This window comes from Streptomyces sp. NBC_01635 (assembly GCF_045209715.1).
Classification (GTDB): Bacteria; Actinomycetota; Actinomycetes; order Streptomycetales; family Streptomycetaceae; genus Streptomyces; species Streptomyces hirsutus.
Window position 1 is genome coordinate 6602834 of record NZ_CP109277.1, and the last position, 13779, is coordinate 6616612.

16 protein-coding genes are annotated in these 13779 nt (G+C 70.7%); 8 read left to right on the top strand and 8 right to left on the bottom strand.

Features of this window, described 5'->3' with window-relative positions; all coding sequences use genetic code 11:
- Positions 1–50: 50 nt before the first annotated feature.
- From OHB56_RS30635 to recX, 7 genes are all read left to right on the top strand, one after another.
- Positions 51–1067, top strand: a complete 1017-nt coding sequence (locus tag OHB56_RS30635; protein WP_326755040.1) for an AraC family transcriptional regulator — start codon at positions 51–53, stop codon at positions 1065–1067.
- Positions 1019–1723 carry an AzlC family ABC transporter permease gene (locus tag OHB56_RS30640; protein ID WP_326757183.1) on the top strand — a complete coding sequence of 235 codons (705 nt, stop codon included), beginning with the start codon at positions 1019–1021 and terminating at the stop codon, positions 1721–1723. Before OHB56_RS30635 ends, OHB56_RS30640 begins: the two co-directional genes overlap by 49 nt.
- On the top strand, positions 1720–2028 hold the full coding sequence (locus OHB56_RS30645) for an AzlD domain-containing protein (protein ID WP_326755041.1): 309 nt from the start codon (positions 1720–1722) through the stop codon (positions 2026–2028). The genes OHB56_RS30640 and OHB56_RS30645 overlap by 4 nt, the downstream gene beginning before the upstream one ends.
- 229 nt (positions 2029–2257) lie before the next feature.
- Positions 2258–2452 carry a DUF3046 domain-containing protein gene (locus OHB56_RS30650; protein ID WP_326755042.1) on the top strand — a complete coding sequence of 65 codons (195 nt, stop codon included), beginning with the start codon at positions 2258–2260 and terminating at the stop codon, positions 2450–2452.
- A gap of 59 nt (positions 2453–2511) precedes the next feature.
- On the top strand, positions 2512–3801 hold the full coding sequence (locus OHB56_RS30655; protein WP_326755043.1) for an AI-2E family transporter: 1290 nt from the start codon (positions 2512–2514) through the stop codon (positions 3799–3801).
- Between the two features lie 296 nt (positions 3802–4097).
- Positions 4098–5219: a recombinase RecA gene (gene recA, locus OHB56_RS30660; RefSeq protein ID WP_055596215.1), complete on the top strand. Its 1122-nt coding sequence runs from the start codon at positions 4098–4100 to the stop codon at positions 5217–5219.
- Between the two features lie 3 nt (positions 5220–5222).
- Positions 5223–6062: a recombination regulator RecX gene (gene recX / locus OHB56_RS30665; RefSeq protein WP_326755045.1), complete on the top strand. Its 840-nt coding sequence runs from the start codon at positions 5223–5225 to the stop codon at positions 6060–6062.
- A gap of 17 nt (positions 6063–6079) precedes the next feature.
- Here the strand turns inward: recX and OHB56_RS30670 are convergent, their stop codons facing one another.
- The 8 genes from OHB56_RS30670 to OHB56_RS30705 form a co-directional block, all read right to left on the bottom strand.
- Positions 6080–6490: a rhodanese-like domain-containing protein gene (locus OHB56_RS30670; protein WP_326755046.1), complete on the bottom strand. Its 411-nt coding sequence runs from the start codon at positions 6488–6490 to the stop codon at positions 6080–6082.
- Positions 6487–7092 carry a cysteine dioxygenase gene (locus tag OHB56_RS30675; protein ID WP_406356755.1) on the bottom strand — a complete coding sequence of 202 codons (606 nt, stop codon included), beginning with the start codon at positions 7090–7092 and terminating at the stop codon, positions 6487–6489. The genes OHB56_RS30670 and OHB56_RS30675 overlap by 4 nt, the downstream gene beginning before the upstream one ends.
- A gap of 90 nt (positions 7093–7182) precedes the next feature.
- Positions 7183–7419, bottom strand: coding sequence for a putative leader peptide (locus OHB56_RS30680; RefSeq protein WP_406356756.1), 237 nt, complete (start codon positions 7417–7419; stop codon positions 7183–7185).
- Positions 7420–7423: 4 nt separating this feature from the next.
- Positions 7424–9088 (bottom strand): FAD-dependent monooxygenase, encoded by a 1665-nt coding sequence (locus OHB56_RS30685; RefSeq protein ID WP_406356758.1) that lies wholly within the window; start codon positions 9086–9088, stop codon positions 7424–7426.
- A 329-nt stretch (positions 9089–9417) separates the two neighbouring features.
- Positions 9418–10332 carry an amino acid ABC transporter permease gene (locus OHB56_RS30690; RefSeq protein WP_326755049.1) on the bottom strand — a complete coding sequence of 305 codons (915 nt, stop codon included), beginning with the start codon at positions 10330–10332 and terminating at the stop codon, positions 9418–9420.
- Positions 10329–10994: an amino acid ABC transporter permease gene (locus OHB56_RS30695; RefSeq protein WP_326755050.1), complete on the bottom strand. Its 666-nt coding sequence runs from the start codon at positions 10992–10994 to the stop codon at positions 10329–10331. Before OHB56_RS30695 ends, OHB56_RS30690 begins: the two co-directional genes overlap by 4 nt.
- A gap of 84 nt (positions 10995–11078) precedes the next feature.
- A complete protein-coding gene (locus tag OHB56_RS30700) occupies positions 11079–11921 on the bottom strand; it encodes a glutamate ABC transporter substrate-binding protein (protein ID WP_326755051.1) in 843 nt (280 codons plus the stop codon).
- Between the two features lie 110 nt (positions 11922–12031).
- The gene (locus OHB56_RS30705; RefSeq protein WP_326755052.1) at positions 12032–12808 is read right to left on the bottom strand and encodes an amino acid ABC transporter ATP-binding protein; all 777 of its coding nucleotides are present in this window, start codon (positions 12806–12808) and stop codon (positions 12032–12034) included.
- A 283-nt stretch (positions 12809–13091) separates the two neighbouring features.
- Here OHB56_RS30705 and OHB56_RS30710 point away from each other — a divergent pair, with 283 nt between their 5' ends.
- Complete coding sequence (locus OHB56_RS30710) at positions 13092–13778, top strand: response regulator transcription factor (protein ID WP_326755053.1); 687 nt, start codon at positions 13092–13094, stop codon at positions 13776–13778.
- The last annotated feature ends 1 nt before the right edge of the window (position 13779 follow it).

Consider the following 13779-nt stretch of genomic DNA (forward strand, 5'->3'; position numbering starts at 1 on the left):
GTCCCGGGACCCGGCAGGGGGCGCCATCGGGAGCGCGTGACAATGGCCGTATGGCGGAAACGGGAGCGGAAACGGGAAAGGAGCGCGCGCGGCACTGGCAGTACGCCGAGCTGCCCGGCGTCGACCTGCTCCGGGCCCGTTACATCCGCAAGTCGTTCGTGCGGCACACCCACGAGAACTTCGTCATCGCCGCCATCGTCGACGGGGTGGAGGTCTTCCACCACGGCGGGGCCGACCAGTACGCGGGCGCCGGAACACTCGCACTCGTGAACCCGGACACCCCGCACACCGGACGGGCGGGCGTGCCCGAGGGATGGCGGTACGGCGCGGTCTACCCGCCGCCCGAGGTGGTCGCGGCCATCGCCGCCGAGACCACCACACTGCGCGGCACCCCAGGGTTCGTGACACCGGTCCTCGACGACCCGTACGCCGTCCGTCTGGTGCACCAGGTGCTGCGGGCCACCGACGAGGGCAACGCGCTCGCCGCCGACACCCTGTTGCGGGTGGCCGTGACCCGGCTGCTCCGGCTGAACGGCGGATCGCTGCCCCGGCGCCGGGTGCGCACGGCCGGTGCCCGGACCGCCGCACGCGCGCGGGTGCTGCTCGAGGAGCGGATGACCGCGCCGCCGACGCTCGAGCAACTGGCCGACGAGCTCGGGACCAGTCCGTTCGCGCTGCTGCGGGCCTTCCGCGACACCTACGGGATGCCGCCGCACACCTGGCTCACCGACGCCCGGGTACGGCGGGCACGCCGGCTCCTCGACGCGGGCACGTTGCCGTCGGAGACCGCCGTCGCCGTCGGCTTCACCGACCAGCCGCACCTGAACCGGCACTTCGGCCGGATCGTCGGCGTGCCGCCGGGCGCCTACCAGCGGGAGCGCAAGAACGTACAAGACACCCGGCGAACGTTCCACGTACGGTCCGGGGTGTGGCAGCAGAACGACAGACAACACTCGCAGAGGCACGCGACGCGGCCGCTCCGGGCGGAAAACCGGACGGCGCCGTCGTCCGGGACGCCCTGGGAGTCGGCATCGCCGTCGGACTTTCCGGATTCGCCTTCGGGGTGACCTCGGCCGGCAGCGGACTCACACTGCTGCAGACCTGTGCGCTCAGCCTGCTGGTGTTCACAGGGGCGTCCCAGTTCGCCCTGGTGGGGGCGCTGGCGGCCGGAGGGAGCCCGTTCACGGCCGCCGCCGGAGCGTTCTTCCTGGGCGTGCGCAACGCCTTCTACGGGCTGCGCCTGTCCCAGCTGCTGGCCCTCCCGCGCGCGGTGCGGCCGTTCGCCGCCCAGTGGGTCATCGACGAGACCGCCGCGGTCTCCCTCGCCCAGCCCACCCGGCGCGGCGCCCGGATCGGCTTCCTGGTCACCGGGCTCAGCCTGTACGTCCTGTGGAACCTCACCACGCTGCTCGGCGCACTGGGCGCCGAGGCCATCGGGGACACCGACGCCTGGGGACTGGACGCGGCCGGCCCCGCGGTCTTCCTGGCCCTGCTCGCGCCGATGCTGCGGACCGGCACCGAACGGCTGGTCGCCGGGCTCGCCGTCCTGCTGGGGCTCGGGCTGCTGCCGGTCCTGCCCGCCGGTGTACCGGTCCTGGTGGCCGCGTTCGCGGCGCCGGCCGTCCTGTGGGCACAGGGCCGCCGCGGGGGCACCGGGCGGGGCGACGCGAAGGAACGGAGCGATGCGCCGGCGCGCGGCGGCATACCGGAGGAGGACCGTTGAACATCTGGATCGCGATCGGCGTGACCGCCCTCGGGTGCTACGCCGTCAAACTGGCCGGACTCCTGGTGCCCGCCGGCGCCCTCGAACGGCCGCTCGTCCGGCGGCTCGCCGCCCTGCTGCCCGTCGCCCTGCTCGCCGCCCTGACCGCCCAGCAGACCTTCGCCGACGGCCGGACGCTCGTGCTGGACGCGCGGGCGGTGGGACTCGCGGCCGCCGCAGTGGCGCTGGTGCTGCGCGCCCCGTTCCTGGTCGTCGTCGGGGTGGCCGTGGCCGTGACGGCGGGAGTCCGGGCCCTGGGCGGGTGAGGCTGCGCCGAGCGGCGGACCGGGTGGTGTCGGGCTCGGTTTCGGCCGGCCGATCGCGCGGCCGTACGCCGGGAGCGTGCGCGTGCGTCGACGGACACCCTTGGGCGGGCCTCCAGGGCGGGGCGGGCGCCCACCGACGCCACCGCACGGGCCGGCCGCCGTCCTCCCACTGCTCGGCCGGCAGACGGCCCCCGCACCGGCCCACCCCCGCGGACGGGATACTGGGGGCATGCGGTTGACGGTCTTCTGGGAACGGATGGCGGAGCACTTCGGCACGGGCTACGCCGACACCTTCGCGCGCGATCACGTCATGTCGGAACTCGGCGGGCGCACCGTGCACGAGGCACTGGAGGCCGGCTGGGCCGCCAAGGACGTCTGGCAGGTGGTCTGCGCGGTGATGGGGGTTCCCCGGGAAAAGCGCTGATCGTCACAGAGATCGCCAGCGGGCAGACGGCTACCGGTGGTGTGGGCGACACTTGCCCCGTGGCACCCACCGAAGAGACCGGGCAGGCAGTCCAGCATCCCTCCGCGCCAGGCACGCCGCCGCCCGGCCCTCCGGCGGGCGAGGCGGCCCCGCCGCCCGGTTCCCGCATGCCGCGCTGGCTGCCGCGTGCCATGCTGCTCGCGCTCGCGCTGATCGCCCTGTTCCAGCTGGGCAGCTGGGCCTTCCACGAGCTCACCGGTCTGCTGATCAACATTCTCATCGCGTTCTTCCTGGCGCTCGCCATAGAGCCCGCGGTGAGCTGGATGGCCGCGCGCGGGGTGCGCCGGGGGCTGGGCACCTTCCTGGTCTTCCTGGGAGTGCTGATCGCGACGGCGGGCTTCGTCACCCTGCTCGGATCCATGCTGGCGGGGCAGATCATCAAGATCGTCGAGGACTTCCCGCAGTACCTCGACTCCGTCATCAACTGGGTCAACACGCACTTCCACACCGAACTGCGGCGGGTGGACATCCAGGAGGGCCTGCTCCGCTCCGACTGGCTGCGCACCTACGTGCAGAACAGCGCCACCGGCGTCCTGGACGTCTCCACGCAGGTCCTGGGGGGCCTCTTCCAGCTGCTGACCATCATGCTGTTCTCGTTCTACTTCGCCGCCGACGGCCCGCGGCTGCGCCGCACCATCTGCTCCGTACTGCCGCCCGCGCGCCAGGCCGAGGTGCTGCGCGCGTGGGAGATCGCCGTGAACAAGACCGGCGGCTACCTGTACTCGCGCGGACTGATGGCGCTGGTCTCCGGCATGGCCCACTACGTGCTGCTGGAGATCCTCGAGGTGCCCTACGCGCCCGCGCTCGCCGTGTGGGTGGGCCTGGTGTCGCAGTTCATCCCCACCATCGGCACGTATCTCGCGGGCGCCCTGCCCATGCTGATCGCCTTCACGGTCGACCCCTGGTACGCGCTGTGGGTGCTGATCTTCGTGGTGATCTACCAGCAGTTCGAGAACTATGTACTGCAGCCCAAGCTGACCTCGAGGACCGTCGACATCCACCCGGCGGTCGCCTTCGGTTCGGTCGTCATGGGCACCGCCCTGCTCGGCGCCGTCGGCGCGCTGATAGCCATTCCCGCGGTCGCCACCCTCCAGGCGTTCCTGGGCGCGTACGTGAAGCGCTACGACGTCACCGACGATCCCCGCGTGCACGGCCACCGCGGGACGGGCCCCGGTGACGGCGGCCCCGGCTCCGGCGAGCGGCGGACCCTCGTCGTCCGCGCCCGGCACCTCTGGGCGCGCCGACCGGGCTCGGCGCGCCCCCGGGGCGGGGACACCGAGGACTCCTGAGCCCGGCGTACCGCTTCACCACCCGCTCGAGGCCGACGGGGTGAACCACCGGCCCCGGGCGGATGCCGGAGGGTGAACGACTCGTGAGGGTGTCGAGGGATGCGCTTGACATGAAAATCGAACATCTATTCTTATTGGGGTGTCGATGAGTCCCGAAGGCGGGTGTTATCACCCGGTTCGTGTAGGAGTGGGCCCTGGTTGTCCACAGGCTGGAGGTGCGTCGGGGGGCGTTGTCAGTGGCAGGCGCTAGCGTCATTGACGTGAAGCGATCGACTCAAGCAAATCGGGTGGAACCCATGGCAGGAACCGACCGCGAGAAGGCGCTCGACGCCGCACTCGCACAAATTGAACGGCAATTCGGCAAGGGCGCGGTCATGCGCATGGGTGACCGGACGAACGAGCCCATCGAGGTCATCCCGACCGGATCGACCGCGCTCGACGTGGCCCTCGGCGTCGGCGGCCTGCCCCGCGGCCGTGTGGTGGAGGTCTACGGGCCGGAGTCCTCCGGCAAGACGACCCTGACCCTGCACGCGGTGGCCAATGCGCAGAAGGCCGGCGGTCAGGTCGCCTTCGTGGACGCGGAGCACGCCCTCGACCCCGAGTACGCGAAGAAGCTCGGCGTCGACATCGACAACCTGATCCTGTCCCAGCCGGACAACGGCGAGCAGGCGCTGGAGATCGTGGACATGCTGGTCCGCTCCGGCGCCCTCGACCTCATCGTGATCGACTCCGTCGCGGCGCTCGTCCCGCGCGCGGAGATCGAGGGCGAGATGGGTGACAGCCACGTGGGTCTGCAGGCCCGCCTGATGAGCCAGGCGCTGCGGAAGATCACCAGCGCGCTCAACCAGTCCAAGACCACCGCGATCTTCATCAACCAGCTCCGCGAGAAGATCGGCGTGATGTTCGGCTCGCCGGAGACCACGACCGGTGGCCGGGCGCTGAAGTTCTACGCCTCGGTGCGTCTGGACATCCGCCGGATCGAGACGCTGAAGGACGGCACCGACGCGGTCGGCAACCGCACCCGTGTCAAGGTCGTCAAGAACAAGGTGGCGCCGCCCTTCAAGCAGGCCGAGTTCGACATCCTCTACGGCCAGGGCATCAGCCGCGAGGGCGGCCTGATCGACATGGGTGTGGAGCACGGCTTCGTCCGCAAGGCCGGTGCCTGGTACACCTACGAGGGCGACCAGCTCGGCCAGGGCAAGGAGAACTCCCGTAACTTCCTCAAGGACAACCCCGATCTCGCCAACGAGATCGAGAAGAAGATCCTGAAGAAGCTCGGCATCGGCGTGCAGGCCGAGGAGCCGGCCGGTGAGAAGAGCGCGGATGCCGTCGGCGCCGCCGCTCCGGCCGACGCGGCCGCGACTCCGGCTCCGGCGGCCAAGACCACCAAGTCCAAGGCCGCTGCGGTCAAGAGCTGACCCGTGACCCGACGAACCGACTGGGCCGAGTACGAGTCCGCCGCTTTCGGCGCCCCACGGGGGGCGGGCACCGGAAGCGGCGACGACCCGGCCGTGAACGGTGACCGGGCGTACGGGGACGCCAACGGCGAGGACGGCTCCTTCGGCGACTTCTCCCGTGAGGACCCGGGTGGTGGCCGACGCCCGCGCGGCGCCGGGTCCCGTCGTGCAGAGGGCTCACGGGGGAGCGGCTCGCGTGACGGCGGGCCGCGTGGTGGACGCGGACGCCGGGCTTTCGGCGAGGCGACCGCAGCGGACGGGGACGACTCCTCCTCACCGAGGGCCGAGCGGGAGGAGTCTCCGGGGGACCCGGTCGAGCGGGCGCGGGCGATCTGTCTGCGTCTGCTCACCGGGACCCCGCGCACCCGGAAACAGCTCGCCGACGCCCTGCGTAAACGGGAGATCCCGGACGAGGCCGCCGAGGAGGTGCTGTCCCGGTTCGAAGAGGTCGGACTGATCAACGACAGCGCTTTCGCGGACGCCTGGGTCGAGTCCCGGCACCACGGCCGGGGCCTGGCGCGGCGCGCCCTTGCCCGGGAGCTCCGGACCAAGGGCGTCGACTCCACGCTGATCGACGCGGCCGTCTCCCAGCTCGACTCCGAGCAGGAAGAGACCACCGCGCGCGAACTCGTCGCCCGCAAACTGCGCTCCACCCGCGGACTCGACCGCGACAAGCGGATCCGCCGCCTCGCCGGCATGCTCGCCCGCAAGGGCTACCCCGAAGGCCTCGCCCTGCGCGTGGTCCGGCAGGCGCTGGAGGAGGAGGGCGAGGACACGGAGTTCCTGGAGGACGGCGGGTACTGAGAACCCGCCGGCCCGTTCTACGTCCGGACCGGCAGCCCCGCCGCCCGCCAGGCCTGAAAGCCGCCGATCAGGTCGGTGGCCCGGCGGAGTCCCAGCCGGTGCAGGGATTCCGCGGCCAGGCTGGAGGCGTAGCCCTCGTTGCAGATCACGACCACGCGCAGGTCATGGCCGGTCGCCTCGGGGAGGCGATGGCTGCCCCGGGGGTCGAGACGCCACTCCAGTTCGTTGCGCTCGACGACGAGGGCGCCGGGGATCGTCCCGTCCCGGTCGCGCAGGGCCGCGTAGCGGATGTCGACCAGCAGGGCTTCCCCGTGGCGGGCGGCCTCGTGGGCGGGAACCGCCTCGATGCGTTCGTAGCCCGCGCGGACCCGCTCCAGCAGCTCGTCGATCCCCGGGGCGTCGGCGGCCCTCTCCGGTGCCCCGCTCACTGCCAGTCCGCCGGGCGCTCGACCTGCTCCAGGCGCAGTGTCGGGCCGGTGCGGCTGTACCGGCGCATCAGGGGGAGCGGCGGGTAGTAGGCGTGCACGGAGACCGCGTGCCGCTCCGGGGACTCGTTGAGCACCTCGTGCACGTGGTGTCGGCCGAAGGCGCGGCCCTGGCCGGCCGCCAGCCGGCGCTCCCGGTCCACGCCGTCGTTCAGCTCCAGCGTCTTCCAGCCGTCGGTGGGCAGCCGCACGGAGAGCGAGTTCTCCTTCAGCTCACCCGACGCGGTCATGAAGGCCCCGAGGGATTCCCCGTGGTCGTGCCAGCCGGTGCCGGTGCCGGGCGGCCAGCCGATCAGCCAGGCCTCGCTGCCCGCGGGACCGTCGAGCCGTACCCAGGTGCGGCCCTCCGGATCGAGCGGCAGTGAGGCGACCAGCTCGGCGTCGGCGACGACGCGTCGTACGAAGTCGAGGAGGTCCGCCTGCGAGGGGCCGGCGGCAGCGAGGGAGGCCGTACCCGGGGCAGCGGTCGGGCCGGGAGCCGCACCGGACGCGGAGACCGCGGGAGACGCGGGGAGGGCAGGGGGAAGCGCAGGGGAAGCAGACACGTGGCACCGTCCTGAAGAAAGGTTCGCGGAGCGCGCACGGCAGCAGCGGCAGGAAAGCGGCGTGCGGTGCGCGGGAGGAAGAACGCGAGTTCAGAAGGACGGGCGACACACGCAGCCCGCATAGCGGAGGAGGTCCATATGGACCCTCCGCCACAGGCGCACACAGGTGTCGGTCACGGACCGGAGTAGACCACGACGTCGCGCGCGGATCAACTCTCCGTCAGCATGCGGACGGCCACGGACGGCCACGGACACGACGACGGCGACGAGCCGACGGGACGACGATGCGACGCCGAGGCGACGCGTCGCCCCGACGCGTCGGGGCACCGCCTCAGCGCGACCCGGCGCCGGTACCGGCGTTGGCTTCGGCCCCCACTCCCGCTCCCGCTTCCGCCCCGGCCTCCGTCCCGGTGGCCCCCGCCTCCGCCGAAGCCGGTCCGCCGAGCGCCGTCTCGGCCGCCGTGTACAGGGACGCCGGACGGACCCCGCCCAGGGCCGTGATCAGGTGCCCGTCGGGGCGTACCAGCAGCACGGTGTGGGCCGCCGCCCCCGGATAGCTCTCCGCGACCAGAAGCTCGGCCGGGTGCGGCAGCGCCGCCACCGCCGACGCGAGCCGGGGCATGATCCCGGCGGACATCCAGTGCCTGCGCTCCCACACCCCGGTGCCCGGCGCGATCAGCACCACCAGCAGTGCCCCCCGGCCGAGCCGGCCCCGCAGCCGGACGAAGGTGCCGTCCTCCGCCGTGACCCGTACGTCGGTGACCGGTGCCCCGACCGGCGTGTCCACCGGGACCTCGCCCTCGAGAGGCGGGGGCGTGAGGGGTGAGTCGGTGTGCACGCCCGGCGCGCCCAGCGTCCCCTGCCCCAGATGCCCCTCCACCAGGAACGCGTCATGACCGCGGGCGGCGCCCGGGACGTAGGAACGCAGGCCGCCACCACCCCGTACCAGCGGCAACGCCTGGTCGGCGGCGCGCAGTCGGGCGGCGACGATCGCCCGTCGCTCCGTCTGGTAGCTGTCGAGCAGCGCTTCGTGCGGACCGTGGTGCCAGGCCAGGGCCAGCTTCCAGGTCAGGTTGTCGACGTCGCGGAGCCCCTCGTCCAGCCCGTGCGTGCCCAGGGCGCCGAGCAGATGCGCGGCGTCCCCGGCGAGGAAGACACGGCCGGCCCGCCAGCGCCGGGCGAGCCGGTGGTGGACGGTGTGCACGCCGGTGTCGAGCAGTTCGTACGGCGGTGTCGGGCCCTCGGCCCAGCCGGCCAGGGTCTCCCGGACCCTGTCGAGGAGCAGCTCGGGAGTGACCAGTTCCTTGCCCGGCGGCATCAGCCAGTCCAGCCGCCACACGTCGTCCGGCAGCGGGCGCGCGCTGATCTCCCCGGCGAAGGGGCCGAAGGTGCGCCACGGCGGCATCCGGTGCAGCAACGCTTCTCCGGGCCAGAGCAGCTCCGTACGCAACGCGGCCACGGCGTGACGTTCCACCGCCGTGCGGCCGGGGAAGCGGATGTCCTGGAGCTTGCGCACGGTGGAACGGGGGCCGTCGCAGCCGACCAGATAGCTGCCGCGCCACCAGGTGCCGTCGGGCCCGCGGGTGTGGGCGGTGACGCCGGAGGGTTCCTGTTCGAGGGAGTCCAGACGGCTGTCCGTGACGACCTCGACGAGCGGTTCGCCGACGAGAGCCGCGCGCAGGGCGCCGGTCAGGACGTGCTGGGCGATGTGCACGGGGCCGGGTTCGGTGTCGTCGAAGTCGATCTCATGTGTCACCTGCTTGCGCCGCATCGACCGCCATCCGGCCCAGGGCGAACCGGCGGCGGCGAGCGGCATCCCGGTCAGCCGTTTCACGAGTTCCGTGGTGTCCTCGCGGAGTACGACGGAGCGCGCGGGACGCGGTTCGTCCTTGCCCGGCCCCTCGTCGAGGACCACGCACGGCACTTCCTGACGCGCCAGGGCCAGGGCGAGCGTGAGCCCGACGGGCCCCGCTCCCACGATGATTACCGGGTCCACGGCGCGACGCCCCCTGCTCGAAGTGACGTCCGAAGGGACGGGGAGGAACAGGAAGATGGAGCAGGGTGCACGATCACAGAACGTATGCAACCTATTGCCGGTGCTTGCGTCAAGTGACCGGAGGCCGGTGGCGATCATGAAATGGGGCGGGGTGCGTCACACCACTTGACTGTTCATCACATGGGTCCGATCCGCACCGTTTGTTCGCACCGGTGGTGCGGGCCGGTGGTGCGGGCCGGCCCCCGGCATGACTGTGGCCCGCCGGACAACGGCGGGCCACAGTCATGCCGAGTCGTGCAGTACGGCAGGCGCACGGCGGGGCGTGCGCGTCAGACGATGCCGCCCCCGCCGGCCTTGTGGGTGCCCCCGACCTCGGCCGCGTTGAGGTCGTCGATGTCGCCGACGCCGAGCACCGCGCCCGTGCTGCGCTTGCTGCGGCGCAGCCGTGCCTCGAGCCAGGAGGCGAAGGAGGTGAGGGCGAAGTTGAGCGCGATGAAGAGCACGGACACCACCGTGAGGCTGGCGATGACGTTGGCGCCGTAGTAGCCGCTCATCGTGTTGGCCGCAGCGAGCAGCTCGGGGAAGGTGAGGACGGCGCCGCCGAGGGCGGTGTCCTTCACGATGACGACGAGCTGGCTGACGATGGCCGGGAGCATCGCGGTGACCGCCTGCGGCAGCAGGACCAGCCGCATCGTCTGGTTCTTGCGCAGGCCGATCGCCATCGCTCCCTCGGCCTGGCCCTTGGGCAGGGACAGGATGCCGGCGCGCACGATCTCCGCGAGGACGGAGGCGTTGTACAGCACCAGACCCGTGACGACCGCATACAGCGGACGGTCGTCGGAGCTGACGTTGGTGTACTCGGCGAACAGGGCGAGACCGAAGATCATCAGGACCAGGACGGGGATGGACCGGAAGAACTCGACCACGACCCCGGCCGGGACGCGGACCCAGGCGTGGTCCGACAGCCGGGCGATGCCGAAGACGGCACCGAGCGGCAGCGCGATGATCACCGACAGCGCGGCGGCCTTCAGGGTGTTCTGCAGACCTGGCCAGATGTACGTGGACCACGGCTCGCCGCTGGTGAAGAACGGCTTCCACAGGAACCACTCCAGCTGGCCCTTGTCGTGGAGGGTGCCGAACACCCACCACAGCAGGACGGCGGAGACAGCCAGGAAGACCACCGTGAAAATGATGTTCCGCTGCTTGGCGCGAGGGCCCTGGGCGTCGTACAGGACGGAGCTCATCGCTTCACCGCCACCTTCTTGCCCACCCAGCCGAAGAACAGGCCGGTCGGCAGCGTCAGAATCACGAAACCGACAGCGATGACCGCGGAGATCAGCAACAGCTGTGCCTCGTTCTCGATCATCTCCTTCATCAGCAGGGCCGCCTCGGCAACACCGATGGCGGCGGCCACCGTGGTGTTCTTGATGAGCGCGATGAGCACGTTCGCCAGCGGGCCGACGGACGAGCGGAACGCCTGAGGCAGCACCACCTGGCCCAGGACCTGGCTGAAGTTGAGGCCGAGCGCGCGGGCCGCCTCGGCCTGGCCGACCGGCACCGTGTTGATGCCGGAGCGCAGCGCCTCGCACACGAAAGCCGAGGTGTAGAGGATCAGACCGAGGACGGCGAGCCGGAAGTTGATCGTCTCGAAGTCGTCCGCGCCGAGATTGATGCCCAGCGTCTGGCTCAGACCCAGCGACGTGAACAGGATGATGACGGTCAGCGGGATGTTCCGCACGATGTTCACGTACGCGGTCCCGAAACCGCGCATCAGCGGCACCGGGCCGACGCGCATGGCGGCCAGCAGGGTGCCCCAGACCAGGGAGCCGACGGCGGAGAGCACAGCGAGCTGCACCGTCGTCCAGAAGGCCCCCAACAGGTCGTAACCTTCAAGAAAGTCGAACACGATCTCCCGCGCTTCCGCGTGTAGGTATGCCCGTCCCGGTGCGCCGCCCCGCACTCGGGACGGCGCACCCTGTCAGGCGGGGCCTCAGCTCTTGATGTCGCCGATCTTCGGCGCGGGCTCGTTCTGGTAGTCGGCCGGGCCGAAGTTGTCCTTCACGGCCTTCTCCCAGGACTTGTCGGAGACCATGGCCTCCAGCGCCTCGTTGATCTTCGCCTTGAGGTCGCTGCCCTTCTTGACGCCGATGCCGTAGTTCTCGTTGGTCAGCTTGAAGCCGGCGAGCTTGAACTTGCCCTTGAACTGATCCTGGGCGGCGTAGCCGGCGAGGATCGAGTCGTCGGTGGTCAGCGCGTCGACGGCACCGTTCTGGAGACCGGGCAGGCAGGCCGAGTACGTCGGGTACGGCTGCAGCTGGGCCTTGGGCGCCAGCTTCTCCTTGACGTTCTGCGCCGAGGTGGAGCCGGTGACCGAGCACAGCTTCGCGCTGTTCAGGTCCTCCGGCGCCTTGATCTTGTTGTCGTCGGCGCGGATCAGCACGTCCTGGTGGGCCAGCAGGTACGGGCCGGCGAAGTCGACCTTCTCCTCGCGTTCCGGGGTGATCGAGTAGGTGGCGGCGATGAACTCGACGTCACCACGCTGCAGCATGGTCTCGCGGTCGGCGCTCTTCGACTCCTTCCACTCGATCTGGTCCTCGTCGTAACCGAGCTTCTTCGCCACGTAGGTGGCGACGTCCACGTCGAAGCCGGCGTAGCCCTGCGGGGTCTTCTGGCCCAGGCCCGGCTGGTCGAACTTGATGCCGATGGTGATCTTCTTGCCGTCGCTCGACCCAGAGCCGTTGGAGTCGCCGCTGTCGTCGCCGCCACAGGCGGTGGCGGTCAGGGCGAGGGCGAGCACGGCGGCCGAGGCGGCGGTGACCTTGCGGAGCTTCATGGTGCACATCCTTTTGACTGGTGAGGTGATGCGGCCCGTGTACGGGTGAGGTGATGCGGCCCCGGCCGGCTGGTGACGCACGTCGTCCGAGCGCCGGGCGCAGGACGACGTCAGTGGTGAAGGATCTTCGACAGGAAGTCCTTGGCGCGGTCGCTGCGCGGGTTGCTGAAGAACTGCTCCGGCGTCGCCTCTTCGACGATGCGGCCGTCCGCCATGAACACCACGCGGTTGGCGGCAGAACGGGCGAAGCCCATCTCGTGGGTCACGACGATCATGGTCATGCCGTCGCGGGCGAGCTGCTGCATGACCTCCAGGACCTCGTTGATCATCTCCGGGTCGAGCGCCGACGTCGGCTCGTCGAAGAGCATGACCTTGGGCTCCATCGCCAGGGCCCGCGCGATGGCGACACGCTGCTGCTGGCCGCCGGAGAGCTGCGCGGGGTACTTGTCGGCCTGCGCGCCCACACCGACCCGGTCGAGCAGGGCACGGGCCCGCTCCTCAGCGGCCTTCTTGTCCTTCTTGCGGACCTTGACCTGGCCCAGCGTCACGTTCTCGAGCACGGTCTTGTGCGCGAAGAGGTTGAAGGACTGGAAGACCATCCCCACGTCGGCCCGCAGCCGGGCGAGCTCCTTGCCCTCGTGCGGCAGGGGCTTTCCGTCGATCGTGATCGACCCGTCGTCGATCGTCTCCAGACGGTTGACGGTGCGGCACAGGGTGGACTTCCCGGACCCGGAGGGCCCGATGACGACGACGACTTCGCCGCGGGCGATCGTCAGGTCGATGTCCTGGAGTACGTGCAACGCGCCGAAATGCTTGTTGACGCTCTTCAGGACGACCAGATCGCCGGTCGCGGCCACATCTTCCTTGGCCACCGATACTTCGGTCATCGCTATCTGGCTCCGTCCTCCTCGGTTTGGGAGGACAGTAGTAACCCTTCGGACCTGCGTCATCAGATCTGAGGGGAATCTGAGCATCACGATCCGATAGCAATCGGACACGTGTCGTAGCACTTGTGAGCAGGGCTCATTTCGGCCAGGTAACGGTACCGAAGAGCAACCGGAACCCTCTTGACGCCGTCCTCGTTCATCGGCGTCACTGCAAGGTGCGCCCGCGTGCACACGTCTTTCTACACACTCGGATGGTACGGCCGATGAACCGAAGGGGGACCGGATGAGACTGCTTCTCGTCGAAGACGACAACCACGTCGCCGCCGCCCTGTCGGCCATCCTGGCTCGGCACGGTTTCGACGTCACCCACGCGCGCAACGGCGAGGAGGCTCTCCAGGCGCTCGTCCCCGAGGCCGACCGCTTCGGGGTCGTCCTCCTCGACCTGGGCCTGCCCGACCAGGACGGCTACGAGGTGTGCGGCAAGATCCGCAAGCGCACCGGTACCCCGGTGATCATGGTCACCGCCCGCGCCGACGTGCGCTCCCGCATCCACGGCCTCAACCTCGGCGCCGACGACTACGTGGTCAAGCCCTACGACACGGGTGAACTGCTCGCCCGGATCCATGCCGTGAGCCGGCGCACCGTCCAGGAGGACACCCCGAGCAGCGGCGAGGCCGAGCTGCGGATCGGCTCCATGCGCATCGACCTGCCGACCCGGCGGGTCAGCGTGGACGGTGCGGTCGTCCCGCTGACCCGCAAGGAGTTCGATCTGCTGGCCCTGCTCGCCCAGCGCCCCGGGGTCGTCTTCCGCCGCGAGCAGATCATCAGCGAGGTGTGGCGCACCAGCTGGGAGGGGACCGGGCGCACCCTCGAGGTGCACGTCGCCTCCCTGCGCGCCAAGCTGCGCATGCCGGCCCTCATCGAGACCGTGCGCGGAGTCGGTTACCGGCTCGTCGAGCCCGCGGTCTAGG

Excerpts from the sequence above, each read along its gene's own strand:
- OHB56_RS30635 (WP_326755040.1), top strand. The coding sequence starts at position 51 with ATGGCGGAAACGGGAGCGGAAACGGGAAAGGAGCGCGCGCGGCACTGG.
- OHB56_RS30650 (WP_326755042.1), top strand. The coding sequence starts at position 2,258 with ATGCGGTTGACGGTCTTCTGGGAACGGATGGCGGAGCACTTCGGCACG.
- recA (WP_055596215.1), top strand. The coding sequence starts at position 4,098 with ATGGCAGGAACCGACCGCGAGAAGGCGCTCGACGCCGCACTCGCACAA.
- OHB56_RS30690 (WP_326755049.1), bottom strand. The coding sequence starts at position 10,332 with ATGAGCTCCGTCCTGTACGACGCCCAGGGCCCTCGCGCCAAGCAGCGG.
- OHB56_RS30700 (WP_326755051.1), bottom strand. The coding sequence starts at position 11,921 with ATGAAGCTCCGCAAGGTCACCGCCGCCTCGGCCGCCGTGCTCGCCCTC.
- OHB56_RS30705 (WP_326755052.1), bottom strand. The coding sequence starts at position 12,808 with ATGACCGAAGTATCGGTGGCCAAGGAAGATGTGGCCGCGACCGGCGAT.
- OHB56_RS30710 (WP_326755053.1), top strand. The coding sequence starts at position 13,092 with ATGAGACTGCTTCTCGTCGAAGACGACAACCACGTCGCCGCCGCCCTG.